This is a genomic window from Chryseolinea sp. H1M3-3, assembly GCF_029360725.1.
Lineage (GTDB): Bacteria > Bacteroidota > Bacteroidia > Cytophagales > Cyclobacteriaceae > Chryseolinea.
Genome location: NZ_JARKMY010000010.1, coordinates 454,305 through 481,070, shown reverse-complemented (window position 1 = coordinate 481,070; position 26,766 = coordinate 454,305). Strand labels below are relative to the sequence as shown.

Below are 26,766 nucleotides of genomic sequence, written 5' to 3'. Positions count from 1 at the left end.
CTAGGCAGCGTTGTCGAGAATTACGATACATTTGTCGATCAAGTTAAACCCCCCGAACATAAATAATGAAAAACGAGGCTATCAGGATATTGCAAAAGAAAAACAAGGCTATTCTTGAATCGTGGATGAAATTTCAACTTTTAGATGAAGGCCTGCGCGAGGACCTGATGAGTAACGATGACTTGCGATCACAATCGGAAGAATTGCTTAGTGCGTTAACTTCTAATCTAAACGATAATAATATCGAGGATGCGAAGAGTATGGGCTTTGAGCAGGTGAATGATATTTTAGCGTCTGTATCCATTTCTCGCGCAAAGCAGGGGTTCAGCCCTCGTGAAACTGGAAATTATATCTTTAGCCTTAAAAATGCATTGCTCGAAATTCTTCAACAGGAAATCAAAGATCCACAAGAATTGTACATGCAAAGTATAAAGATCGGTAAGCTTATAGACAGCTTCAGCATTGATACATTCGAAACTTTTCTTAGGGGGCGCGAAGATGTAATTCTAAGACAAACAGATGAGATCACTGAAATTTCAACGCCAGTAATTCAAGTTTGGGATGGTATCCTTGCATTGCCTATTATCGGAACACTTGATAGCGCAAGGACCCAGGTTGTCATGGAAAATCTTTTGCAAAAAATAGTGGAAACGGGAAGCAGCATTGCTATTCTCGACATATCCGGAGTTCCCGCTGTAGACTCCCTTGTAGCGCAACACTTGATCAAGACGGTGAGTGCAACCCGGCTCATGGGCGCTGAATGTATTATCAGCGGTATTAGACCGGAAATTGCGCAGACCGTCGTGCATCTAGGCATTGATCTGAGTAACATCTTAACAAAATCAACATTGGCGAGTGCTTTAAAAACCGCTTTCACCATGCTGCAATTACAGGTGACAAGAAAAAACGTAACCAATCTTAATTGATTTTGTGAAATGGAAAAGATCCCAATTTTAAGGATGGGCCGTTTGCTTTTGGTTACCATTCAAGTTGATTTATACGATCGACTCGCCGAATCTCTTGAAGCAGATCTTGTCCAAATGATCAATAAAACAGGCGCCCGCGGTGTACTCATCGATATATCAGCCGTCAGCATCATCGACTCTTTCATGGGGAGGATTATTGGAAACATTGCGGCGATGTCAAAGATTTTAGATGCCGAAACGGTTGTTGTTGGAATGCAGCCAGCAGTGGCAATAACATTGGTAGAGCTAGGACTACCCTTGTCTGGAGTATTCAGCGCACTTAATGTCGAAAAAGGGATGGAGCTGTTGCGCAGTAAATTGACCAATATGGAGCGCAATGTCGACGGATCGGATGATGGTAGTGCTGAATAAAGAATTAATGACAATTGTGAGGGAGGTGGATGTTATACCGTTCCGTAACCGCCTGAAAGAACATGCCGTGAAGATTGGAATGGGTCTCGTCAATCAAACAAAAATAATTACGGCCGCCAGCGAGCTTGCACGAAACATGTTGAAGTACGCTAAAGGCGGTAAAGTCACGCTGGAAGTCATCAGCACCGGTAGGGAAAATGGTATTCGCTTGACATTTAAGGATCAAGGCCCTGGAATAGCTAATATACCAATGGCTATGAAGGATGGATACTCCACAGCAAAAAGCCTTGGACTTGGCCTCCCCGGTACGAAAAGACTTGTCAGCGAATTTAATATTGAATCAGAAGTGGGTAAGGGTACAACAGTTACCGTGATCAAATGGAAAAATGGATAAGACCTTTACTAGCTACCAAATTGAGGAACGAAGTTATGTTGCCTATATAAAGCGAGAGATTCATCAGCAGGTAGTAAAAAGACATTTTAAGGAAAATAAGGTCGCAGCAATCGACATCGTTGTGTCGGAAATTTGTTCGAACCTTGTCAAGCATGCGGGAAGTGGTGAGTTGCTGTACAGGGTAACAGATATCAATGAAAATGATCGAAAGTTTGAGATCATCAGTCTGGATAAAGGGCCGGGCATCGTAGACAAAATCGGCATGATGAAGGATGGTGTTTCAACAACAAAAACACTTGGCCAGGGCCTGGGGGCCATTCATCGATTAAGCGACGACGTAGAGTTGTATACCTTGGTAGGTACCGGAACAATCTTATATGCATCCGTAAGATCAGAGGGTGACAAAAGCTTGCCCATAAAAAAAAGACTTTTTGAGTGGAGTGACCTTTTTATAAACAAGCCGCGTGAGGAAGTTTGTGGGGATGGTTATAGAATAAAAGAAACTTTGTCTGGCGTTAAAGTATTCTTTGGTGACGGTCTTGGTCATGGAAAATATGCGAAAGAAGCAGTCGAGCTGGCCGGCGACTTTTTTTTCGCCTCGGAAGACGATGATCCTGTTGACATGATCCGGCAGATGCATGAGAAGGTGAGACGGACCAGGGGTCTTGTCGGAACAATTGCTGTTTTCAACCGTCAAACAAGTGAGTGGAGCATTTGCGGCGTCGGAAATATTTTTACCCGATTGTATACTGCACTGAATTATAAAAATTATCTGCCATACAATGGAACAATTGGACACAACCTACCTCATTCAATGAGCCCCTCCATCTTTCCTGTAGAACGGAATCAACGATTGATTATGTGTTCAGATGGACTTCAAACAAGGTGGGACCTTGCCAAATATCCGGCGATACTGAAGTATAATACAATGATTCTTGCTGCAGCGATCTATCGGGATTTTACTCGGGGAAATGACGATTCGTCCATCTTGATATTAAGCGTAAAATGATAGTATGAAGGAGATTGTCTGCGTAAAACTTGAAAACGAAATGGACTTAATTCTTGCCCATAAACGGGCAATGAAATTATGTGAGCTAATCGGCTTTTCTCTTATAACTCAGACTTCCGTAGCAACAGCGGTTTCTGAGATCGCTCGTTGCGCGATTGAACATGGAAAAAATGCAGAACTCGTCTTGTGTATTCATGTGGCTAATGCTAAACAGTTTTTACACGCAATTATACGCGATAAAAAAGATTTCACCCGCGAATGCGTTGAAGCATGCCAATATGCAAAACGCCTGGTGGGCGATGTCGAAGTCACCGTGTCGGTAAAGCAGGCGCAAGTTGTTCTAAAGCAGCGATTGAGTCTTCCGCGGGTTGTAACAGAGAAAAGCCTGGACTCATTCGTTAAATATTTTAAACTTGAGCCCCCACTGTCACCGTATGACGAATTACGGAGAAAAAATTTATTACTGCAGGATCTGGCCGAAAAAGTTCAGAAAAGTGAAAATGATTTTAGGGTGCTGACCGATTCGCTTCCATTGATGATGTTCTCCGCAAATAACGCTGGGGTTGTAAAATATAGCAATCAGTGGCTGGTGAATTTTTTAGGTCAGATGCCGGATCAATTAACAAGCTTAAGTTGGAAAAACTTCCTTCATCCACACGACTATACGGTGTTTGCAAAGAATCTGAACAATGCATACGCGCAACAAACTTCGTTCAATGGCCAATACAGATTTCGGGAAAAAGCGTCTGGCAAATTTCTGTGGCATATGATTTCTGTTGTTCCATTGAAGGATGAAAGGCAAATTATCACACAATGGATCGGCTTTATAGTGGATGTCGATGCTCAGAAACTTATAGAGGTAACGTTAAAAGATAATCGTGAACTCAAAGCGACACAAGAGCAGTTATTTGAAAATCAAAAGGAACTCCAGGAGAAAATTATTGCGTTAAACCGCAGTAACTATGAACTTGAACAATTTGCACATCTTGCCTCACATGATCTTCAGGAACCATTAAGAAAATTATTTTTCTATTCCGATACACTTAATCGAAGGTATTCATCAAGCCTTGGAGACGCGGGACACGCGACATTAAGTAATATTGTTAAAGCTGCAGAACGAATGAAGGAGTTGATAACGGATTTATTGAGTTATTCTCAGCTCCAAAATCAACATCTTTTATTCGAGCAGGTGGATTTAAATATGTTGATGGGTGAAGTGCTGCAGGACATGGATTACAGGATTCAGGAAAGCAAAGGAGTCGTGGAGATTGATAAACTGAGTACTGTTATGGGAAATCCATTACGGCTCCGCCAATTATTTGTGAACTTAATTTCTAATTCGTTAAAATATCGTAAGCCTGATGTACCCCCTCATATTCGAGTTAGCTTAGTTGCAGACACAGAAAACGTTTCAATAACAGTAAAAGACAATGGTATCGGTTTTGAAGACGAGTACAAAGAAAAAATCTTTGGACTGTTTGAACGACTGCATACGCGCGACAGGTTTCCGGGAACAGGTATTGGTTTATCAATCTGCAAAAAGATTGCTGAACTTCACAATGCATCCATTAATGCAGAATCAATATTAGGTGAGTATGCGATTTTTAAAATCACCTTTCCTTTAACGCAAGATATTCAACGAGATTAGTATGGCGCCGTATCAAATTTTGGTCGTAGATGATGACCTGGAAGATCACATGATCCTGCTTGATTACTTCACTGAAGTGGGACAGCAAGAGAATGTTAAATTTATGTTGAATGGTAAGGAATTAATTGATTACCTGGAATTACTTAATGTCATTTCCCTTCCGAATTTAATCGTATTGGACCTCAATATGCCTTTATTAAACGGAACGCAAACATTGCTTCATATTAAACGAGACGTTCGGTTCAAACATATCCCTGTGATTATTTTTTCTACATCTACTAACGAGAGCGAAAAAAGAAAATGCCTCAGTTTGGGAGCCATAGACTATCTCGTAAAACCCAGCACTTATGCTGACGGCAAAATACTCATTCACAAATTTTTGTCTTACATCGTTTAGGTGAATGCTGACAAGGGCATGCTTTGGTGCGCCTTTCATAACCGTGTGACAACTTTGAATGTTTATTGCAACTCTTCTCAAGCGCCCCAGTACGCGGGATAGCCTTCTTCAACTTGAAGTACAAATAACTTCGTTCGAAGTACAGTGGTGCTATTATCATAAAAGTGAAAGTTAGGCTTTCTTTCGTCGTAAGCAGAAACCACCCCGTCTGAGCAAAACTTACCGTGATCCCGTGATTAATTTGTATATTTAATGTCGCTTTGCTTGTTGTTGCTCCCCCCTATTGGCTTAAACGTTATGAAACACCACTATCAATGATCCCCGTCCATATTTTACTTGCTGATGACGACCGGGACGACCGGTACTTCTTCGATAAAGCGGTTGAATCCTTATCAATTCCAACTCGACTGACGATGGTCGACGATGGGGCCAAATTGATGGCTTATCTTTTTGAAAATTCCGCGAAGCTTCCTGATGTTCTCTTCCTTGATTACAACATGCCGCGCAAAAACGGTTTTGAATGTCTCACAGAAATAAAATCAAGTCCTGAATTAAAAGCACTTCCGGTCATTATGTATTCTACTTATGTGCATGACGACGTGGCCGATATGTTGTACGCAAGTGGTGCACACTATTATATTCGAAAAACAGGAATTGATGAGCTTGCCAAATTAATTCAATTCGTCCTTACACGCATTATCAAAAACAAGTTTGACCGTCCTGCCAGGAAGAAGTTTATTCTTTCTTTGCTGGAAGTGTAGCTTTACCAATACTAAAAATATATTGACCTTATGCTAAAAGGTAACAAATTAAAAGCACCAAAATTTAAATTTCCAAAGTCACCAACGGGCATTGAAGGCCTCGATGATATTACAACAGGAGGCCTACCGAAAAACCGTCCCACGCTTTTGCTAGGCAACACCGGATGTGGCAAAACAATTCTTGCTATGGAATTCATTGTGAATGGAATTACCATGTTTAAAGAGCCTGGCGTTTTCATGGCATTTGAAGAGAAGACCGATGAACTAGAGATGAACGTAAAATCTTTAGGGTATAATCTAAAGACCCATCTTGCGGAAAATAAAATATACCTGGAGCATGTCAGCCTCAGCAGGGATGAGATAGTGGAGACTGGTAAGTATGATATAGAAGGATTATTTGTAAGACTTGAACAAGCGATAAAAAAGGTAAAAGCTAAGCGCGTAGTGCTTGATTCGTTAGATACGCTTTTTTACGCCTTTGATTACAAGATTCTGCGTTCAGAATTTAAAAGACTTTTTTCCTGGTTAAAAGAAAAGAACGTAACTGCAATAATTACCGCAGAAATTGGGGATGCGTTTCTTACCCGCCATGGTTTGGAGGAATACGTAGCCGACTGCGTCATCGTATTGGATAATCGCGTAAAGGACCAGGTTACAACCCGGCGCCTACGGGTTGTTAAATACAGGGGGTCGGAGCATGGCAACAATGAATATCCTTTTGTTATCGATGAAAAAGGGGTGACGGTATTTCCGATTATTGCCGAGCCGATTCGGAGTAAAATAAGTTCAAAAATAATCTCAACAGGCATTCCAGATTTAAACGAAATGCTTGGTAAGAGAGGTTATTATGCAGGAAGCAGCGTCCTGATATCAGGCACGGCGGGCACAGGTAAAACGAGTATTGCAGCCTCTTTTGCATTTGATGTTTGTAAAGAAAATGTGCAATGTCTTTATTGTGCCTTTGAAGAAGCCCCCAACCAGGTGATCAGAAATATGCGATCCATCGGGATCAATTTAGAACCTTTGGTTAAGTCTGGTCGATTGCTTTTTTACTCCTCACGTCCTACGTTACAAAATCTTGAATTGCACTTTATTTCTATTAAGAATAAAATAAAAAAAATCAAACCTGCTGCAGTTATTCTTGACCCGATTACAAATTTAATGACTGAGGGACCAAATAGTGGTGTAAGGCTAATGCTTACGAGGTTTGTAGACTACTTAAAGGGCGAGCAGATAACCGTCATTTTTACTGCCGCGATAACGGAGAAGTTAATAGAAAGGAATCCGAGCGACGAAGGAATTTCATCTATGGTTGACACCTGGATCATGGTTCAGGATGCCGAATCTGATGGTGAACGCAAACGAACCTGCACAGTGATGAAGTCAAGAGGTATGGGACATTCTAAAATGGTAAAGCATTTAATTATTTCAGATTTCGGAATTGCACTAAAACAAATTTCTGAACGTCAAGGTAAGGAGCGTGAGGCTTCAGGAACTTCTGAAGAATAGAATCGGCGTAGCATGCCGAAAAAAAACACAATACAATTTAAACCACTGAATCTTTTATGCGCAGAATAAGCTAATCACCATGTTAAAAAAGTTAGCCCAAAACAAAAAGGTTAAGAAAAAAGCAAAAGATGCTCAGGGAGAAAAGTATATACTTCAATTGTTCGTTGCAGGCATTTTACCCAACTCCAAACGGGCAATTATAAACATAAAAGCAATCTGTGAGAAGCACCTGAAAGGAAGATATGAGTTGGAAGTAATCGATATTTACCAACAACCATATTTGGCTGTCAAAGAAGACATCATAGCTATACCGCTCTTGATAAGAAAATTTCCACGGCCGGAAGGTAGGCTTGTTGGAGATCTGTCGAATACTGAAAAGGTTCTGGCAGGTCTTAATCTGGTTTAATTACTTCGCTTTAAATACATGAGTGTACGCGGTAAAAAATCTATCGGCGAAATTGAAAAGTTAACTCAGGAAAATACTGCGCTCAAACGAAAGCTAAAGGAGGCAATAAAATCCATTGAGGCTATTAAAAAAGAAGATATTGATGCCTTAGTAATTGCTGGTGAAGAAAGACTTAAGGTCTATACTGAAAAAAACGCTGACAAAATCTACAGAATTTTAATTGAGAAAATGCATGAAGGTGCAATCACGCTTGATAAAGATGGAACGATTTTATACGCCAATTCTTACTTCGCAAACCTGGTGAATCAACCACTACAAAAGGTAATAGGAACAAAATTCAATACGTTTATTGATGATCATTCGAAGGGTCGTTTTGACACCATGTTTCAACAATGCAGTGAGCATCCGATAAAAGAAGAAATCTACCTGCACAGTAGTGCGGACAAGACTATACCAGTCCTTATGTCTTCAAATCCATTGTTGTTGGATAATACTTTTATGTTAAGTATTATTCTTACAGATTTAACTGTCCAAAATAAAAACCAGGAAGAATTAAAACACAGGGCAAAACAATTGCAACAAAAAAATATTGAACTTGAGATTGCAAACAAGGATCTAACTTCTTTCACGCATGTATCGAGTCACGATTTGCAGGAACCACTGCGTAAAATTCAGAATTTCGTCAACTTCATGCTCAGAGAAGAAAGCGAAAACTTGTCCTATCAGGGTAAAACCTACTTGCAAAAAATCCATGAGACGGCCAAAAGAATGCAGGGGCTAATACTTGATTTGCTGTCTTACTCACGCACAAAGAACGATAAACACAAATTTGAAACGGTAGATCTCACGACAGTTTTAGATGAAGTACAGAATTACTTTGAAGAAGAATTACTGGAGAAGAAAGCTGTATTAGAATCTACTAAACTTTGCAAAGTCAGCATTATCCGGTTTCAATTTTACCAGCTTTTTTATAACCTGATTAGCAACTCATTGAAATTCTCAAACCCCCAAAAGACACTTCACATTATTATAACGTCTAGAGTCGTTCGAGGTAGAAAATTATTTAACGAAAATCCCACCTTGCCGGCGGGGAGACTATCACCTAAATTGGACTACTGTCACCTTACTTATATCGACAACGGTATTGGCTTCGAACCAGAGTACAATGAACGCATCTTTGAAATGTTTCAGCGTCTTCATAGTCAGGAGGAATATCCCGGCACCGGTATTGGCCTTGCTATCTGTAAACGAATTGTTGAAAATCACCACGGGATTATCACGGCAACTGGCACTTTGAATGAAGAAGCAACGTTTGATATTTATGTCCCCGTTAAGCATTTATAAACGCTTCCTATCACGACCGTAACAGCTTAATCAGTGTTCCGTCGTCACATGTTCTCTATCCACCAAAGGTACCCATCATAGTCGGTTACAGGAATTTCTTCTTTTATTGACAAAGCACGACACATGGTAACAACCTGACCGCGGTGGTAAGAACCATGATTCACCACGTGCAGAATATATTCGTATCGACTTTGCTTGCTGTCAGAAGCCTGAATATTTTCAGTTAATTGCTGGTCATTTAATGTTGACAAGTCGTCGATCAATTGTTGGGAGCTTACAATAAGATCAGATATGATTTGCGCTGCGGCATTCTCTCCTACGGGCTGATTGTATTCTTTGATTTGCCCCTTGGCGATAATACCATGCCAATAGTTTTGTCCTGATAGAATATGTTGCAGCGTGTGAGCAATTGTTCCAAAGCTTGAGCCTGTCTTCTCATAAAGGAGGCTTGGGTGTTGTGTCAACAACCACGCAGTTAGACGTTCGTTAGCCCAAAGGTTGTATTTGAGGAGACGTGTGATGAGTTTTTGGAGGTCCATAAAATCTTTCAGTGCTTTATTTCAAGTTTACTCAATTTAGTACTTACAAAGAATAACGATAGTGAACTAAATGCCAATTCTTTGCCTTCGGTACTTTGTTTTTGCTCGCACCGGTGAACAATCCCCGAGCGATAGGAAAACAGCGAGATAAACGAGCTTGAAATCCACTCAATTAAATAAAAAAATTACGCTTGAACATCGCAGGCCTGAACCGCTATCATTAAGGCACTATTTCTGACCCTGTACTATAAAAAAGCTACGAACGACACTAAGCCCTGAGTGTCAAAATAAAACCTAGTGCAACAATAACTCTCGGTCGCCTTACGATGTCACAGGTCTTCACCTTTGAAATAATTCACTTGCTGGAACAGCTTCTTTGAGGGTGCTCATCTATTCGTGCACGTATTAATTTCCAGGCTGGCTACGTTCATAATAAAGGGTGCTGACATGCTTATAGGCAGCCCCCGGTAAGGGTGAAGTTGGCTGGAGTATACTGACAGTATAGCCACCGTATAACCAACCCTTAGCTAGAGTCAGGTTCTTTGATAAAACCTGAAAAAATGTCATATATTAAAACAAGAAAAAATTATTGATGAATTAACCGAAGATAGTTGCCGGCGCCACGTAACTTTTTTTGACATCAATCCAAGATAGCAACGTGCGTTGTCCAAGGGTGATATTTGTCCATTTAGATACTTGATATATCATCGTGTCTTCTTAATTGCTTCTTCTAATAGCTGCTGTAAGGTCTTCTCCTGCTCACTCATCTCTACAAACTTCAGCCGAAGTTTTACTAGCTTCTGATCTATCTGTGATGGATCTAGGGCAAACAGATCCTCAATAATCTTCGGCAAGGTACTGCCATTTATCATCCGTTGCGACGCATATGCCCCTTCACACGCTTCAATTGTTTCGTATTCAAATTCGGAAATGATGCCTGTTGATTTTGACGCGTCCCACGACGTGCTCGATGGATACCGGGGGGAATAAAGATTTTCTGATTTGCAGTAATCTATAGTTTAGGTAGCCATCCTTTACAACCTGCAGGCGTATGGTATCATCCTCGTTTTGTATGGCTTCAGTTTGCTGAGCCAACATTGATGTAATCGCTTTTTGATATGCAATGTTTTAGAAATAAGTGGAACGGTGACACTAGCCATTAAGCCGCTGTGGGTTAACCGATCACGGCAACTGTATAGCTAAAAATTCAAACGTTCTGGAAAAGATTGTCTAAAATGACCATTCATAAAGTCCAGGCCACACCCCCACGAAGTCATATATGGACAATATTTTTGTGTCGATAAAGCATTTCCGGCTAACACAAAATTACCTTCGCTGAATACCGATCCACAAGTGATTGAATGATTCTTTAAAATAATAATGGTATGAACCACTTCGATAACTTTTACGAATTGCATCACCAACCTGAACCATTATTGATTGCTAATTCGTGGAATGTTAAAAGCGCTCAAATAATCGAGAAGGTGGGGTATCACGCAGTGGCTACCTCTAGCGGAGCGATCGCGGATTCTCTTGGCTATAAAGATGGGCAACAAATTTCTTTTGAAGAACTTCTATACGTTGTCAAGAGGATTAAGTCGGTATTAACATCCCCTTATCGGTGGATATTGAAAGAGGTTACACACAAGATTTAGAAACGTTAAAAGCGTACATACAAAAAATAATTGACCTTGGTGTAGTGGGCATAAACATCGAAGACACTGAAGGCGAAGAGGTTTATCTTAACAAACTGTTTTGTATAAAAAACTATCTTGACAAAACCCGGCAGAAATTATTTATCAACGCCAGAACAGATGCTTTTTTATTAAATCTTCCGTCACCTCTTGAGACAACCATAAAAAGGGCAAGAATGTATGAAGATGCAGGTGCCGATGGGCTTTTCGTAACCGGAATACAAAGCACCGATGTTGTTAAAGAAATAGTTACAGCTACTTCCTTGCCAGTAAACGTGATAGGCATATCGAAGTTCACTTCTATTTCATCCCTAACTGTTTGTGGTGTGAAGCGTATCAGTATGGCGGGACTTCTATATAAAGCTACCTATACTGAGATGGAAGAAATTGCCAAAGGAGTTTTTGTTGAGGAGCATTTGCTTTAAGCTAGTTCATAAATTAAAATCACACAAAAATGCCAAACATTCGTCAAGAGTTAATTATCGCCGCACCGGCTGAAAAAGTTTATAGCGCCATTACGCGTCAGGAAGGATTGTCTGCTTGGTGGACACCCGACACCAATGCCAAACCGGAGGTCGGTAGCATTGCACGCTTTGGATTTGGTCCCGCCTATTTTAAGGAAATGAAAATCACGGAACTAAAATCTCCTGAGCTGGTTAAATGGACTTGTATTGCAGGAGCCGACGAATGGATAGGCACAACGTTGACTTTCAAACTTGAGGCTGGTGATAAGAGAACATTGTTAAGGTTGCACCCTGAAATTGGAGACCAGATGCAACAACAAAATGGCAATAACGTAACCCTCTTGATGCTCCAACATGATGATTGGAAAGCGTATACTTCTATGTACGCCGAATGCAGTTACACCTGGGGCCAATTCCTGAGAAGCTTGAAATTATTTTGTGAAAGCGGCATGGGAAGGCCATGGCCCACGCAGCATCGTTCCTGAACACACGCATCTGATGGCACTGGGGTCCTTCATTTTGCACATCCTGGCCAAAATCATGGCTTGCGCATAAAATTGTTCCCTTGGGAAGAGTCAAGCGAAAAACTGATAAGAACATTTGCAAACTAAAAGTAACGCACTGCGCGAACATAGAAAGAACCACCCTTGGCGTAGGTCGATTGTACTCCAGTAGAAAAGTTTTGTATCCATGCAGTAGTTGTGCTTTCCGTAGAACTCCAGTAATAGCCAGCGGACATATTACCGATGACGGCCCTTCCTGCATAAAGCTTGTTCAATTCATCTTTGCTTGGCAGATTCCAGTCTTCATAAATTCCAGATACCAAGTCAAAACAGGCTTTCGCCGCGTGATAAGGTCCGCCCATACTTCCCATTATTGAAAGCGTATTTGTTTTTCCTGTACCTAATGCAGTTCCGGTTGCGCCAGTTATCGTGTTAACAGGGTTACCACTCCAAGAGGAGGCACTGCCTTGATCGTCTGAAGCCACGATAAGCCCGTGTGATTCGCCTTCTATGTAACCGGGATCTCCAAGTTGAAAGATGTACGCAATAATTCCACCCTGGTAAGTTTGCCCTAATATCGGAAGCGATTTAAACGTAACCTGGTCACCATACGCCGTTCCAATACTGCTTGTCGCATAGGCCCGAACATAGTAGGTAATGCCTAACGTTAGTCCCGTTATTGAACTTGTGAACGCGCCTAAGCCAGACCCATTGGTCGTTTTGCTATTAGCGATGGTAGGCAAAGGTGCCGTGCTCCAGCAAATACCGCGGGCAGTAACAGCGGACCCTCCTTCACTCGTAATGTTTCCGCCGCAAGTAGCTGTAGTTAGAACAATGTCGGTGACTGCCGAAGTTGTCAATACTGGTACAGCGAGGACAGTAAACACTGGTTGATTCGCTGCAGTCTTCCCTTTTACCGACACAACGACCGGTCCTGTGGAAGATAACAGCGGTACCACAGCTGTAATTTGTGTAGCCGTCGCCGCAGTGACAGCAGCTTCTTTGCCATTGAAGCTTACGTTGTTCTCTGTGGTAACGGTACTGAAATTAATCCCGGTTATAACAACCGAGGTGTTGGGTACGCCAAAAGCCGGCGCTATTTGATTGACTTGAGGTGCAGGCGATTCAACAGTAAATACAAATTGATTTGCCGCAGTAGTATTCTGAACCTTCACCACTACAGCTCCGGTCGTCGCAGATGGTGGCACCGTTGTGTTTAGTTGTGTCGCTGTAGCGGCCGTCACGATAGCCTCCACTCCATTGAAAGTTACCTTGTTTTCAGAAGGAACTGCACTGAAATTCGTACCAGTAATAACGACCGGCGTATTGTTTTCGCCGGAAGTTGGGGCGATAGCGTTTACCTCTGGCAAAACTGGCAAAACGTTTGGTTCCGGATCGCTACCGCACGATAATGAAATTATCAGGACGGTTATGATAGCGACGCCGGCAATGCGCGAAGGATAGAAACTGGAAGCGAATTTCATAGCAGTGATGTTTTTACTTCACAAGAGTAACTCATTGTTTCCTCAATGGATATAACCCATTTAGGTCAATGGCTGACACACTGTTATTGCGATGCTATCAACACCCGGTAGAAACAGCATTATAGACTAACGTGGAGACACATTAAAAGCTAGAAGGTCGAGTGTCTTCTTTTACATGGGCAAATGATCATCTCATGGTATAAACACTTGCTCCGAACCCACGCGGATGTAAACGACTCAACCATTTTAGCCAACTACCCTCCCGGAGCGTAAACTACACAGTGCCTCAATTTTTCATTGAAACCTGCCCGTTGATAAGACCACATTTTAACTATTCTTAACAATTTGTATGAAAAAGAAAAATCGCTGGCACCAGGTTATCATAATAATCTTACTGGTGACCTTCTCAGCCTTCATGGGGGGCTGCGAGAAAAATCATGATGATGTCTATGGTGAGGGAGGAGGCAAGCCCGGTGGAGCCAGTCGTTCCAGTGGTGCGGTAGCCACTGCCTGGTACGACCTGCAATTGGAGATGATCCTCAAAGCTAATCCACCAGTCAATCCAATTCTATTAAGTCGCGCGTGGGGATACGTTGGAATCGGTCTTTATGAATCGGTAAGACCAGGTATCAACAATTCCATTAGCTTAAGTCAAAGGCTTTATCAAATGCCGCCTATGCCTCAAAAGGAAAATAATAACGGCTATTCATGGGAGGTTACGGCAAATGCAGCCATGGCAAAGCTGGTAGCTGCTTTCTATCCTGAAACGGTTGTTACCTCGAATAAACAACACATTGATTCCCTGGAAGCAGCGTACAACGAGTCGCTTAGGCCAGGCGTTGCATCCGCTGTATTCGTCCGTTCACAGGCTTTTGGTCATGCGATTGCAGATGCCGTGATAGCCTGGTCGAAAACTGATAATAGTAATCTAGGCAATACCGGGTATGTACCGCCCGTATTTCCCGGCGCATGGGAGCCGACACCACCTGCATTTGCCAATGGAATTTCGCCGTATTTCGGAAACACTCGTCCATTCTTAGTACAGAATTTACAAAGAGTTGTTCCTCCTTTCGTATACGCCTATTCCGAAGACCCAGCTTCAGATTTTTATAAAATGGAAAAAGCTATGCATGATCTTTCTCAATCCCTCACACAGGAACAAAAAAATATTGCGCTCTATTGGAACGATGTTGGTGTAGGCGTCGGATATACACCTCCGGGACATTCGGTTGCCATACTTACGCAGATACTAAAACAAAAGAAAAGTGATCTCGCGAAAACAGCCATCGCTTATGCAAAAACAGGTATCGCACTGAATGACGCAGCCATCGTTGGCTTTAGATCCAAATACAAATACAATATGTTGAGACCTGTTACCTATATCAAAAAAGTCATAAATGCTGACTGGGCTCCTCTAATAGGAACTCCTCCTCATCCAGAGTATCCGGCAGCACACGCTTTTCTCACCCAGTCGTTTATGCAAACCATGACTGGATTATTCGGAGAAAACTTTTCCTTCACCGATAATACGCATGGATCGAAATATGGAGGCCCAAGAACATTCGCTTCCTTTAACGCCGCCGCCGAGGAATGTGGTATATCCCGAAACTATGGTGGTATTCATTATCTGCCTTCAATTGATGCCGGTTTACATTTGGGTAAACAAATTGGGCAGGAAGTAAATGCGCTTCAATTGGTACGTTAATGGAAATTTAAAACAAGGTGTTTCCAAGAAGGCCCGGAACAACGGGCCTTCATACCTTTCAAAAACGTTATTTTTTCGCCTAATTAGTAATATAGAAAACCTGGGTGCAACAAAGAAAACCTGGGTGATCTGAAAGAGCTGTAACAATGCATAGTATTAAACCGTAAACCTTGCAGACTTTTATGTCCCTCAAACCAGCCATCCATTCAAGCTTCATCAACCTGTACGTTGGGCATTAAGGTAGACGATAGAGAATTATTGTTGTTCTTATTCTTGTGAACCATGAATAAAAAGACGCTTGCAAAATACCTGGTCCTGTTCATCATTCAGGTTCCGCTCTGTGTTGAGTGTTTGGGGCAGCGTGAAAAGATCGATGGTTTAAAAAAACTTCTGCCTACCTTAAAAGATACCAGCCTTGTTAATGGTCTGAACGAACTCTGTCGTTCATACATAGAAATCCACACCGACAGCGCCGTGCTGTTTGCATCCAAAGCAATTTTGGAAGCTGAAAGAATAAACTTCACAAAGGGAAAAGCAGTGGCTTATTACAATTTGGGATTGAATGAACGAATTGTAGGGACTTATCCAGCGATGGAGAAATACTGCGCTAAGGCTGTTGCCTTGCTAGAAGGAATAAGGGATCAGGAGAAATTCCAATTGGCAAAATCGTACGAACTGCTGGGTCTTGCAAAGTGGGCGCAGGGTAGTTTTGACGAGGCCTTGGCAAGTTATAAGAATGCAGAAAAACTTGCCCTTAAAATTGGCGATAACAACTTACTTGGTTTACTATATGCTGCCATGGGTGCTGTGGAAACTGAAAGAGGCCAGTATAAAAGTTCGATCGAATATTGTATGAAAGGACTCCCGTTATGGCGGAAGCCCAGTAGTGATCCCAGGGGATTTATCGCAATAGCAATTCTTTATAATTCTGCGGGTGATCATAAGACTGCGCTCGAGTACTGCAGGGAGGCGCATAACATTGTTAAAGCCCGTGGCGGTGTATTGCGAATGTATACCTACATCGGTGAAACCTTTTATTTATTGAAACAATATGATTCTGCGATTTTCTGCTACGAACTTTTGCGCAATCACAATAAAAAAATGACATCGGTTTCAGGGATGACGGAAGAATTCAAACAAAACAGCTGGCCAAACTCACGGATGGCCGAAATATATATTGCGCGGGAACAATATGATTTAGCCATACAGTATTTGAGCAATGCGCTGATTTATTTTGAAAGTGTAACAGACCGAAACCAGGTAATGTGGACGCTGCTCAGACTTGTAAAGGCCCACGAGGGAAAGAAAAATAGTTCAACAGCTTTGCAAAGCGCTTACAAACTTTTGCGTCTTGCGAATGAAACGGGAGCCAGGCAATATGTCCGCGATGCACATTTTATGCTTTATAAGCTCTTTGATACGCAACAAAAAAATGACAGCGCCTATCACCATCTGAGAAGATACACTGCTTTAAAGGATACAATTGATGCAGATCAGGCCGAACAAAAACTGGCATTCTTCAGATCGGAGATTGAGACTGAAAAAGCCCAGGCAGGTATCGTTAGGTTAACGAAAGAAAAGCAATTGCAGGAAATGCAATTGAATCAGTACTCACTTCAAAAATATTTTCTAATTGTTTGCATCATTTTTCTTCTGGGAATGGGACTGATCGTGTTCCGGAATATTTTGCTGAAAAGAAGATCTGAAAAACACCAGCGTGAGTTGGCTGAAAACGAATTAAAAATGCAAACATTTGAGAATGCACGAACAAAGGCGGAATTTCAGCAGAAGGCAGCCGAACTTGAAATGCAGGCACTTCGCGCTCAGATGAATCCGCACTTTATTTTCAATTCATTGAACTCTATCAACCGGTTCATTTTACAAAACAACAGTGAGCAGGCCTCGGAATATCTTATTAAATTTTCCAAACTGGTACGGTTAATTTTGCAGAATGCGCAGGTGTCGATGATATCACTGGAGAGCGAATTGGAGTCGTTGGAGTTATATCTCGAACTGGAAGCGTTGCGTCTTGAAAACAGGTTCGAGTATAAGATTACGCTGCCGGCCGACCTGGATGTTTTCGCGTTGAAGGTTCCTCCTTTAATTATTCAACCTTACGCTGAAAATGCAATCTGGCATGGATTGACCCATAAGGAAGAAAAAGGCCATTTAGAAATAAATGTGTGTGAAGAGAATGGTTATTTATTTTTTAGAATCACCGACGATGGTGTCGGCCGGAATAAATCAGCGATGATTAGCAACCCATACGGTATTCGCAAAAAGTCCTTAGGCTCCAAAATCACGGCCGACCGCATTGCTATGATGAATGGTAATGGACTCGGGGTCACAATCAATGATCTCGTTTCTCCTGAAGGAAATGCGTTGGGTACCGAAGTAATCGTCAAAATATCAGTTAACTATGATTAATGCAATTCTGATAGATGATGAGGCGCATTGCCTGGACTCCCTCAGCATTCTTCTCAATAAGTTTTGTCCGGAAGTGCAAATACTACAGCGGTGTCTTTCGGCAAAACAGGGACTTGATGCCACCATGAAGCATAAGCCAGACTTGGTTTTTCTCGATGTTGAAATGCCGTCCATGAATGGATTTGAGTTTCTTGAACAGTTTAATGAAATTCCATTCTCCGTTATTTTCACCACCGCTTACGACAAATATGCAATCAAGGCAATACGATTCAGCGCCTTGGACTATTTACTCAAACCCATTGATCCAAAAGAGCTAGTGGCAGCCGTCCGGAAAGTGCAGACAAGCAACCACCTGCCTACCGGTGAACAGTTCCGCATGTTGTTAGATAAGATACAGAACAAAGAACATGGCCTGACAAAAATCGCAGTGCCAATCGTGGAAGGATTTGAATTGGTGAAGGCCGATGATATAATAACTTGTGAGGCTGACAACAACTATACTTACCTGCATCTCAAAAACAAAAGAAAGATCACGGCGTGTCGAACACTCAAAGAAGTAGAGGAGCAGCTGGAGTCGTTCCCCTCCTTTATACGGGTGCATCACTCCTACATTGTCAATATGAATGAAGTAACGAAATACATCAGAGGTGATGGCGGCTACCTCATGATGAGCGACGGCAGCACGGTAGATGTATCGCGCAGCAGAAAAACGTCGCTCTTGAAATTCTTTTGATTTCTTTCAACCACGCTTTTTCGTAACACCTTTTAATCTTGGTTGTCATTCCATCGGCAATCACTCGGTGATCTTCACCAGTTAAATCTCAGGATTGTAGAGCGCTCAACGGCATCCTCCCAGCAGAATTTTCACGCGTAAACAATTTTCAAGATCAATCTCCAAAACACCAAAGGTCATGAAAAAGTACAGCGTTATAATGATTATAATTTTCCTTACGTTAAATAGTGCGTGGGCGAAATTGAGAAACGGATATGAAAAAAATATTCATCACGTGCGCGAACAGCTGAAAAATTATAATGAAATTCTTAACACGAGTAATAATTTATCAACCTCAGAACGCCGAAGGATAAAAGCAACGATAAACACTTTAATTGCGCAACAGTCGTATTATGAGTTAACGGAAGAATTACTAGCGCAGTTTAAACTTATTTCGCCAGGTCTTTACAACCGTATTGACTCAATGAAAGATGCTAACGGGATACCCACCGATATCTATGTAAAATTCATACCGCGTGAAGAAGCGTCAGTAATGGCTGCCGGTATAACATACATGGCACAATCGGATGAAGACAAAGAGGCATGTTTTTCTGAGTACGGTAAACATAGTGTCTCCATCAAAGTTTGGCTTTTTAGTAAGGCACTCTTTGCCTTATCGCACGAATTTGGTCACGTTAATTATCAAGTACCTAATTTTGAAACGTATACTGAATATTACAAAAAGGAGTATTCGTCTGGGTTGACGGAACCAACTCGTATGGGGCATTCAACTGAAGATTTAAGCGGCAGGAATGCAGCAGCCTTTGAAAAGGAATTTAAAAGAGACTATCTAAACTATATCAGATTTAGAAAAGGTGATAGCCGGTTAGAATCTCCGCTTGTGGTTATGCAGGAGATAAAGAGAAAGGTTAACAACAGTCGGGAATATGTAATGTGAGAAACTACCGGCGGAATCGAATTCGAATAATTTATGCAGCTGGTGATGTTTTCCTTATTTGACAGTGTTGAGACCATTTTTCTAGTACGTCAACAAGGATCTCAAGCTTCACAGGCTTGCTGATATAATCGTCCATGCCAGCTTCTAGACACGTATCCCGATCGCCTTGCATGGCATTTGCCGTCATCGCTATAATTACCGGCTGAACCCTTTTTTGTTTACGAATGGCAACAGTGGCTTCCAAGCCATCCATGACAGGCATTTGGATATCCATTAAAATAACATCGAACGAAGTGCGCGATACTGCTTTCAAAACCTCCTCCCCATTTATCGCCTTGGTAATGGAGTAACCTAATTTATTTAAGGTGCGCTCGGCAAGTGTCTGGTTTACGGCATTGTCGTCAGCAACCAAAATATTTAACGGGTGCAAAGTGGCAAACTCGGTTGATAATTTTTTTCCCGTCACATCCGCTCGGGCGATTTTATTTTGCTGGCCGGTAAGTTGACCGACAACATGCTTCTGGAGGATATGATGTTTAACGGGTTTCGTTAGCACATACGTAAAAAGTTCAGGATGAGATTTTGATTTTTCGTCTCCGATTGAACTTAATAAGATGATGGGAAGATTTGGGTGTATAGCCTTAATACGTTGGGCCACCTGCATGCCATCCATTTCAGGCATTTGAAAATCAGTAAGAACTAAATCAAAATCAGCGTGCGCAGATAAGATCGCTAGCGCTTCGTGGCCCGACGTAGCCAGTGTGGGCCGGAGATTCCATTGCTCAAGTTTACTTTTAAGAATACTTCTATTGGTTGAATTATCGTCAATGATCAATATCTTCTTTCCAGCCACATCGTCAATGTTGGGACTTACATTGACGATCTGCTTGCCTGGCTGCGTTTTTATTGTGAAGGTAAAAATGGTGCCAACCCCTAAGGTACTTTCAACAGCAATAGAGCCGCCCATTAAGCCAACCAGCTTTTCACAAATCACCAGTCCTAATCCAGTACCACCATATTTACGTGTGGTTGATGAATCCACCTGCGAGAATGCTTTAAAAAGACGGTCAATTTTATTCGCAGGAATTCCAATTCCCGTATCCTGAATTTTGAAAGCCAACTCTAACTCTTGTTCTGAACCTTTCACCAGGTGTATGCCCAGAAATATTTCTCCCTTGTTTGTGAATTTTATGGCATTGCTTATAAGATTTAAAATTACCTGCCGTAATCTCAATACGTCTCCACTGATACACGTGGGAACATTAGGATCAATTTCATAGAGCAAGTCTAGTCCGATTCTGGAAGCCTTGGTGCCAAACACGTCAAGCGCCTCTTCCACACACGTCCTTAAATTAAAATCATTTTTCTCTAATTCAAGGTTACCCGATTCAATTTTTGAGAAGTCGAGGATATCGTTGATGACGGTAAGCAGACTTTCTCCACAACTTTTTATCGTTTCTGTATATGTTTCCTGTTCACTCGTCTGTGACGTTTCAGATAATAACTCAGCCATCCCGATTACACCGTTCATGGGTGTGCGGATTTCATGACTCATCGTAGCTAGGAAAATACTTTTTGCCTGGTTTGCTTGTTCAGCTTCTTTTTTCGATTCTTCAGCCTCTTTTTGACGAAGCAGCAGCTCTGCCTCCTGTGACTTTAGTGCTTTATTAATGGATTGTAATCTTTTAGATTGAGTTTCCAGAATCTCTTTTTGTTTCACAACCTCCGATGTACGTTCTTTTACCTGCTGCTCAAGTGCAATCTTTTGGGATTTGATTGCATTCATTCGTAAACGGTAAAATGAAATGGCTCCGGCAACGACACTCAAGACAAAAATACCTTTAAACCATCCTGTATTCCAAAAGGGCGGGGTAACAATTATTTTTAGTACAGCCCCCTCGTTATTCCATAGACCATCGTTGTTGGAGCCTATAACGCGAAACGTATACTCGCCAGGGAGAATGTTGGTATAGTACGCCTTGCGGTCTTTTCCAGCATCGACCCATTCGTTTTGAAGACCTTCTAAAATGTATTTGTATTGATTTTGTTCCGGTTGACGGTAATTCAACGCGGCAAATTCGATAGAAAAGAAATTTTGTTCATGGCTTAATGTTATTTCTTTCGAGAGAAGGATGTTTTCCTTCAGTATCTCGTTTGCACCTACACGGACCGACTTATTAAATAATTTGAAGTCCGTAATATATACCGGAGGTACGAACGAATTACTTTCAATAGTCGCTGGGTCGAACAGGTTAAAACCATTGTTCCCGCCAAACAAAAGTTCACCCGTGGAAAGTTTTCGAAAAGCCCATCGATTGAAGTGATCTCCCTGCAATCCATTGCCTTCATTGTAACTCTTAAATATATTGCGTTTGTAATCGAACCTGCATAATCCCTTGTTGGTGCTCACCCAGATGTTTTTTTGATTGTCCTCCAGAATTCCCTGAATGGCGTCATTCGGCAAACCATCACTTTCACGAAATGCCTTAAACGTTTTTGTCTTGCGGTCGAATAGATTCAGACCTCCACCGTTCGTTCCTACCCAAAGATTGTTTTCTGAATCCTCATACAAGGAAAAAATCGCATTCTCCGACAATGCCCCCGGTTTGTTGCTCGATTTGTAATGCGTAAATATGCCAGTTTCAGGATCAAACATATCGAGCCCTTGTTGTCTGCTGGCGATCCAGATTTTTCCTAAATGATCTTCAAGCAAATAAATAATCGCGCTCCCCGTAATTGAGTTCGGATTCTTTATATCATGTGTGTAGCGAGTAAAATCGTCCGTGGACCGGTTGTATTTATTAATGCCATTTCCGAACGTCGCAACCCAAATATTTCCCTTGCTATCACGGAGTACATCGAAAACGTTATTGTCGCTTAAGCTTCTGGGGTCCTTCGGATCATGAGTAAAATGTTTAAATTTTTTCGTTTTGGTATCATAAAAGTCCAGGCCCGTGTTCCAATAACCAATCCATAACCCTCCTGACACATCAGATTCAAGGGCAAGCATTTTGTTACTCGATGGGGAATTTTTATTGAGCCGATCGTGGACGATGTAAGTGAATTTTTCTGTTTTTCTATTATAATAATTTAAGCCACATCGGTCGACGGCAACCCAAAAGCCAGTGGAATCTTCGGCAAAGGATGTCGCACTATTGCCGTTCATTCCGCTTCTATTTTCTTTATCATATTGAAAAAGTTTAAACATACTTTTTCCTTTGTCATAGGTATGTATTCGACCATACCGAGATCCAACCCACAACCGGTCGTGTTTATCAAATATTATTTTTGAAAAAAGACTATTGTTGTTAAGATGCATGGGTGACTTCGCCTCTGGTGAAATATGTCTAAACTTTTTTGTTTTACTGTCAAACAAATTCAATCCATCGTCTGTAGCTACCCAAAGTTCACCATCTTTGCTTTCGCTAATGCTTCGAACAAACGGGTCGGAAAGGCTCGTTGAATCATCCTCGTTCGAATGATAATGGGTGAATGTGCCATCCTCGTTCATGCAATTGAGACCCTGATCGAAAGTTCCTACCCAAAGCGTGTTATTGCGATCTATGAATAAAGTTCTTGTAACATCACTGCTTAAGCTTGAAGGGTCATTCGAATTGTGTTTATAGTTTTTAAAGGTTTTCCTGTCTGGGCTGAGCTTGCTTAAACCGCCATTGGTCCCGATCCATATCGTTTTATTATCGTCTTCAATGATGCTTTGTATGTCGTTATTCGCAATCGAGTTGGGATTTAATGGATCATGAAAAAAGCGGGTAAACTGTTTTTGACTTTTGTCATAATAATTTAAGCCATTCGAGGTACCGACCCACAGATTCCCGCGAGCGTCAATTAATATGGCGTAGACAACGTTGTCGCTTAATGAAAATGCATTTTCCGGATCGTGTTTGAAATGCTGAAAGGTATTTAGTTTTCGATTGTAGAAATTTAAACCGTTTTGTGTTCCTACCCAGAGGTTTCCATCTCCATCTTCAACAATAGAGAAAACGGTGTTATTGCTGATGGACGTGGAATCCTTGTGACTATTTCTAAAGACGGTGAAACTATAGCCGTTATAGAGGTTAAGACCATCTTCTGAACCAATCCAAATAAAACCGAATTTATCCTCGACGATATCCAAAACATTGCCTTGGGAAAGACCATCCTTTGATGTTAAATGATCAAATAAGAAACTTTTCTGTTGTGCGTTGGAAAACAGCGCGATGAATTGTAAGAGTACCGGAATTAGAAATTTTACATAGGTATGAAGTCGGCAGCCGTGTGCCGCAAGAGCGGCTTTATGGTTATCTCCGACGGCGTTTGCACTTATGCTAAGGAGGTTTTTAATATTTTTTCGATAGACTTTCATTTTACATCCATCGTATGAATTGGGAGTGACATGTATACTTTTAGGCGATTATCGCATTCTAAAGATCATTAGAAGAATCAGACTTTAATTTTCGTTGCCACCCAATAAATACCTCATGTAATGTGTATTCTGTTATTAAAAAAATAATGTCTCCCAAAAAATACTGCACCAAGCAGATAAAGAGAATGCATTGTTTGTGGCGGCCGCGATATTGAATAAGGGACATCACGTTACACCCTGATATCTCAGGGATAACCCTGTCAGGGAATTTGTTTTTTTGCTGCCCTCAGTTTGCTATCAACATCTATAGCAGAATTTTCTCCGGTCTATTTCGGGTTGTCATTTTAAGTACTGGTTCGGATTATCATTGAAACCTCGAACGAATGATGAGGACATCAACCCTCAACAAGCGATAAGGTGATCATAAGCAAATCGGACCATTTATCATTTGAGGAAATTTGATGTGGAGGAATGTCCTCAGCGGTGGGAACACTTTGAACATGCGGTCCTGACATTTGCCTCGCTAATTCGCTTTTTCCGTTGGCATACATTTTAGGTAAGGAAAATATAACTCCTACCCATGAGCCGCTTTTGTTTGGCAATGATCATCTTGCTTCTGGTTTGCTATCGTTCATTTTGTCAGAATAACTCTAAGCCCGAGATCATTGGACAGACACCTTCACCGCTGAATTCGAATGCGGGCAGTTCCATCACTATTGAATTAAGCAATCTTATTGTCACTGACGAAGATCCCACGCCTGTCTTTCCCGAAGGCTTTTCTCTTGAGGTTAGTGGCGGAAAAGATTATAAGGTGCAGGGCACAACGGTTACCCCAGATCAAGGGTTTGAGGGGCTGCTTTCCGTGGCGGTGCGGGTAAGTGACGGAAAGAATAAAAGTGACAAATTCGACCTTCAGATCAACGTCGAGGCAGCTCAAAGCCAGGCTCCTGTCATCACGGGCCAACAATCCCTGAGTGTCGAACAAGACGGAAACCTTACCATCGAACTTGCTCACTTGACCGTTACTGATCCTGATAATACTTACCCCACGGATTTTACATTAACAGTCTTTGGAGGAAATAACTATACGGTCAGTGGAACGACAATAACACCGTCAGGAAATTTCTCTGGGCAGTTAACGATTCCCGTTTCTGTGAATGATGGTGAAAACGAAAGCAATCGCTTCGACCTAAAAGTCGATGTGATTAAAAAACAAAACGAGCCTCCCGTCATCAGTGGCCAACAACCATTGAGTGTGGATCAAGGCGGAAGCCTTACCATCGAACTTGGTCACTTAACGGTTACCGACCCTGATAATAGTTATCCCACAGGATTTACGTTAAAAGTCTTTGGCGGAAATAACTACACGTTCAGTGGAACGACAGTTACGCCAGCATCAAATTTCTCCGGGCAGCTAACAATTCCTGTCACAGTTAATGATGGAGAAAACGAAAGCAATCGCTTCGACCTGAAAGTCGATGTGATTAAAAAACAAAACGAGCCTCCCGTCATCACTGGCCAACAACCGTTGAGTGTGGATCAAGGCGGAAGCCTTACCATCGAACTTGGTCACTTAACGGTTACCGACCCTGATAATAGTTATCCCACAGGATTTACGTTAAAAGTCTTTGGCGGAAATAACTACACGTTCAGTGGAACGACAGTTACGCCAGCATCAAATTTCTCCGGGCAGCTAACAATTCCTGTCACAGTTAATGATGGAGAAAACGAAAGCAATCGCTTCGACCTGAAAGTCAATGTGATTAAAAAACAAAACGAGCCGCCACTCATCACTGGCCAACAACCGTTGAGTGTGAATCAAGGCGGAAGTCTTACCATTGAGCTTGCTCACTTAACCGTTACCGATCCCGACAATAGTTACCCCACTGGATTCACGTTAAAAGTCTTTGGTGGAAATAATTATACGTTCAGTGGAACAACGATAACGCCCTCAGCAAACTTCTCTGGGCAGTTAACGATTCCCGTTTCTGTGAATGATGGTGAAAACGAAAGCAATCGCTTCGACCTAAAAGTCGATGTGATTAAAAAACAAAATGAACCTCCCATCATCACTAGCCAACAAACAATGAGCGTGAATCAAGGCGGAAGTCTTACGATTGAGCTTGCTCACTTAACCGTTACCGATCCCGACAATAGTTACCCCACCGGATTTACATTAAAAATCTTTGGTGGAAATAACTATACGTTCAACGGAACTACTATAACGCCGGATGCAAACTTCTCTGGGCAGTTAACGATTCCCGTTTCTGTGAATGATGGTGAAAACGAAAGCAATCGCTTCGACCTAAAAGTCGATGTGATTAAAAAACAAAACGAGCCTCCAGTAATCATTGGCCAAGAAGCCTTGAGCGTAAATCAAGGCGGAAGTCTTACCATCGAACTTGGTCACCTAACGGTTACCGATCCTGATAATAGTTATCCCACTGAATTCACCTTAAAAGTCTTTGGAGGAAATAACTATACGTTCAGTGGAACAACGATAACGCCAGATGCAAATTTCTCGGGAGAGTTAACGATTCCCGTTTCAGTGAATGATGGTGAAAACGAAAGCAATCGCTTCGACCTGAAAGTCGATGTGATTAAAAAACAAAACGAGCCGCCAGTAATCATTGGCCAACAACCATTGAGCGTGAATCAAGGCGGAAGTCTTACGATTGAACTTGCTCACTTAACCGTTACCGATCCCGACAATAGTTACCCCACCGGATTTACGTTAAAAGTCTTTGGTGGAAATAACTATACATTCAATGGAACGACGATTACACCCTCAGCAAATTTCTCTGGGCTGTTAACCGTCCCCGTTTCTGTAAATGATGGAGAAAACGAAAGCAATCGCTTTGATCTAAAGGTCGATGTGATCAAAAAACAAAACGAGTCTCCAGTAATTATTGGCCAAGAGCCCTTGAGCGTGAATCAAGGCGGAAGTCTGTCCATCGAACTTGCTCATTTAACGGTTACCGATCCTGATAATAGTTATCCCACGGGATTCACCTTAAAAGTCTTCGGTGGAAATAACTACACGTTCAGTGGAACTACTATAACGCCCAACGCAACTTTCTCCGGGCAGCTAACAATTCCTGTCACAGTTAAT

At 41.8% G+C, this 26,766-nt stretch carries 22 protein-coding genes; 18 read left to right on the top strand and 4 right to left on the bottom strand.

The window, feature by feature from the left end:
• The first annotated feature begins 65 nt into the window (after positions 1 to 65).
• The 10 genes from P2W71_RS18905 to P2W71_RS18860 all read left to right on the top strand — a co-directional run bounded on the left by P2W71_RS18905 (position 66) and on the right by P2W71_RS18860 (position 8,805).
• On the top strand, positions 66 to 926 hold the full coding sequence (locus P2W71_RS18905; protein ID WP_276372880.1) for an STAS domain-containing protein: 861 nt from the start codon (positions 66 to 68) through the stop codon (positions 924 to 926).
• A gap of 9 nt (positions 927 to 935) precedes the next feature.
• A complete protein-coding gene (locus tag P2W71_RS18900; protein ID WP_276372879.1) occupies positions 936 to 1,337 on the top strand; it encodes an STAS domain-containing protein in 402 nt (133 codons plus the stop codon).
• On the top strand, positions 1,303 to 1,731 hold the full coding sequence (locus P2W71_RS18895) for an anti-sigma regulatory factor (RefSeq protein ID WP_276372878.1): 429 nt from the start codon (positions 1,303 to 1,305) through the stop codon (positions 1,729 to 1,731). The genes P2W71_RS18900 and P2W71_RS18895 overlap by 35 nt, the downstream gene beginning before the upstream one ends.
• A complete protein-coding gene (locus tag P2W71_RS18890) occupies positions 1,724 to 2,740 on the top strand; it encodes an ATP-binding protein (RefSeq protein ID WP_276372877.1) in 1,017 nt (338 codons plus the stop codon). Before P2W71_RS18895 ends, P2W71_RS18890 begins: the two co-directional genes overlap by 8 nt.
• Positions 2,741 to 2,744: 4 nt before the next feature.
• Entirely contained in the window at positions 2,745 to 4,388 is a 1,644-nt protein-coding gene (locus P2W71_RS18885) for an ATP-binding protein (RefSeq protein WP_276372876.1), read from the top strand.
• 1 nt (position 4,389) lies between these two features.
• Entirely contained in the window at positions 4,390 to 4,785 is a 396-nt protein-coding gene (locus tag P2W71_RS18880; RefSeq protein ID WP_276372875.1) for a response regulator, read from the top strand.
• Between the two features lie 314 nt (positions 4,786 to 5,099).
• Positions 5,100 to 5,546 carry a response regulator gene (locus P2W71_RS18875; RefSeq protein WP_276372874.1) on the top strand — a complete coding sequence of 149 codons (447 nt, stop codon included), beginning with the start codon at positions 5,100 to 5,102 and terminating at the stop codon, positions 5,544 to 5,546.
• Between the two features lie 30 nt (positions 5,547 to 5,576).
• Complete coding sequence (gene kaiC, locus P2W71_RS18870) at positions 5,577 to 7,055, top strand: circadian clock protein KaiC (RefSeq protein WP_276372873.1); 1,479 nt, start codon at positions 5,577 to 5,579, stop codon at positions 7,053 to 7,055.
• 79 nt (positions 7,056 to 7,134) lie between these two features.
• Positions 7,135 to 7,461, top strand: a complete 327-nt coding sequence (locus tag P2W71_RS18865) for a circadian clock KaiB family protein (protein ID WP_276372872.1) — start codon at positions 7,135 to 7,137, stop codon at positions 7,459 to 7,461.
• An 18-nt stretch (positions 7,462 to 7,479) separates the two neighbouring features.
• Entirely contained in the window at positions 7,480 to 8,805 is a 1,326-nt protein-coding gene (locus P2W71_RS18860; protein ID WP_276372871.1) for an ATP-binding protein, read from the top strand.
• Between the two features lie 44 nt (positions 8,806 to 8,849).
• On the opposite strand, the gene P2W71_RS18855 is transcribed toward P2W71_RS18860, so the two are convergent.
• Positions 8,850 to 9,344, bottom strand: coding sequence for a DinB family protein (locus P2W71_RS18855; RefSeq protein WP_276372870.1), 495 nt, complete (start codon positions 9,342 to 9,344; stop codon positions 8,850 to 8,852).
• Between the two features lie 704 nt (positions 9,345 to 10,048).
• Complete coding sequence (locus tag P2W71_RS18850; protein WP_276372869.1) at positions 10,049 to 10,198, bottom strand: hypothetical protein; 150 nt, start codon at positions 10,196 to 10,198, stop codon at positions 10,049 to 10,051.
• A 531-nt stretch (positions 10,199 to 10,729) separates the two neighbouring features.
• Here P2W71_RS18850 and P2W71_RS18845 point away from each other — a divergent pair.
• From P2W71_RS18845 to P2W71_RS18835, 3 genes are read left to right on the top strand one after another with little or no spacing between them, the layout of a single operon-like run.
• Complete coding sequence (locus P2W71_RS18845) at positions 10,730 to 10,999, top strand: isocitrate lyase/phosphoenolpyruvate mutase family protein (protein ID WP_276372868.1); 270 nt, start codon at positions 10,730 to 10,732, stop codon at positions 10,997 to 10,999.
• Complete coding sequence (locus P2W71_RS18840; RefSeq protein ID WP_276372867.1) at positions 10,966 to 11,463, top strand: isocitrate lyase/phosphoenolpyruvate mutase family protein; 498 nt, start codon at positions 10,966 to 10,968, stop codon at positions 11,461 to 11,463. Before P2W71_RS18845 ends, P2W71_RS18840 begins: the two co-directional genes overlap by 34 nt.
• Positions 11,464 to 11,492: 29 nt before the next feature.
• Positions 11,493 to 11,987 carry an SRPBCC domain-containing protein gene (locus P2W71_RS18835; protein ID WP_276372866.1) on the top strand — a complete coding sequence of 165 codons (495 nt, stop codon included), beginning with the start codon at positions 11,493 to 11,495 and terminating at the stop codon, positions 11,985 to 11,987.
• Between the two features lie 122 nt (positions 11,988 to 12,109).
• On the opposite strand, the gene P2W71_RS18830 is transcribed toward P2W71_RS18835, so the two are convergent.
• Positions 12,110 to 13,489, bottom strand: a complete 1,380-nt coding sequence (locus P2W71_RS18830; RefSeq protein WP_276372865.1) for an IPT/TIG domain-containing protein — start codon at positions 13,487 to 13,489, stop codon at positions 12,110 to 12,112.
• 349 nt (positions 13,490 to 13,838) lie between these two features.
• Here P2W71_RS18830 and P2W71_RS18825 point away from each other — a divergent pair, with 349 nt between their 5' ends.
• The 4 genes from P2W71_RS18825 (at position 13,839) to P2W71_RS18810 (ending at position 19,291) form a co-directional block, all read left to right on the top strand.
• Positions 13,839 to 15,194, top strand: a complete 1,356-nt coding sequence (locus tag P2W71_RS18825) for a vanadium-dependent haloperoxidase (protein ID WP_276372864.1) — start codon at positions 13,839 to 13,841, stop codon at positions 15,192 to 15,194.
• Positions 15,195 to 15,476: 282 nt separating this feature from the next.
• A complete protein-coding gene (locus P2W71_RS18820; protein ID WP_276372863.1) occupies positions 15,477 to 17,621 on the top strand; it encodes a histidine kinase in 2,145 nt (714 codons plus the stop codon).
• Positions 17,614 to 18,354, top strand: a complete 741-nt coding sequence (locus P2W71_RS18815) for a LytTR family DNA-binding domain-containing protein (RefSeq protein ID WP_276372862.1) — start codon at positions 17,614 to 17,616, stop codon at positions 18,352 to 18,354. The genes P2W71_RS18820 and P2W71_RS18815 overlap by 8 nt, the downstream gene beginning before the upstream one ends.
• Positions 18,355 to 18,532: 178 nt before the next feature.
• Entirely contained in the window at positions 18,533 to 19,291 is a 759-nt protein-coding gene (locus P2W71_RS18810) for a hypothetical protein (RefSeq protein ID WP_276372861.1), read from the top strand.
• Positions 19,292 to 19,322: 31 nt separating this feature from the next.
• Here P2W71_RS18810 and P2W71_RS18805 read toward each other — a convergent pair whose 3' ends face one another.
• The gene (locus P2W71_RS18805) at positions 19,323 to 23,654 is read right to left on the bottom strand and encodes a hybrid sensor histidine kinase/response regulator (RefSeq protein WP_276372860.1); all 4,332 of its coding nucleotides are present in this window, start codon (positions 23,652 to 23,654) and stop codon (positions 19,323 to 19,325) included.
• A 580-nt stretch (positions 23,655 to 24,234) separates the two neighbouring features.
• Here P2W71_RS18805 and P2W71_RS18800 point away from each other — a divergent pair.
• The coding region (locus P2W71_RS18800) for a hypothetical protein (RefSeq protein ID WP_276372859.1) at positions 24,235 to 26,766 on the top strand (2,532 nt) is incomplete at its 3' end.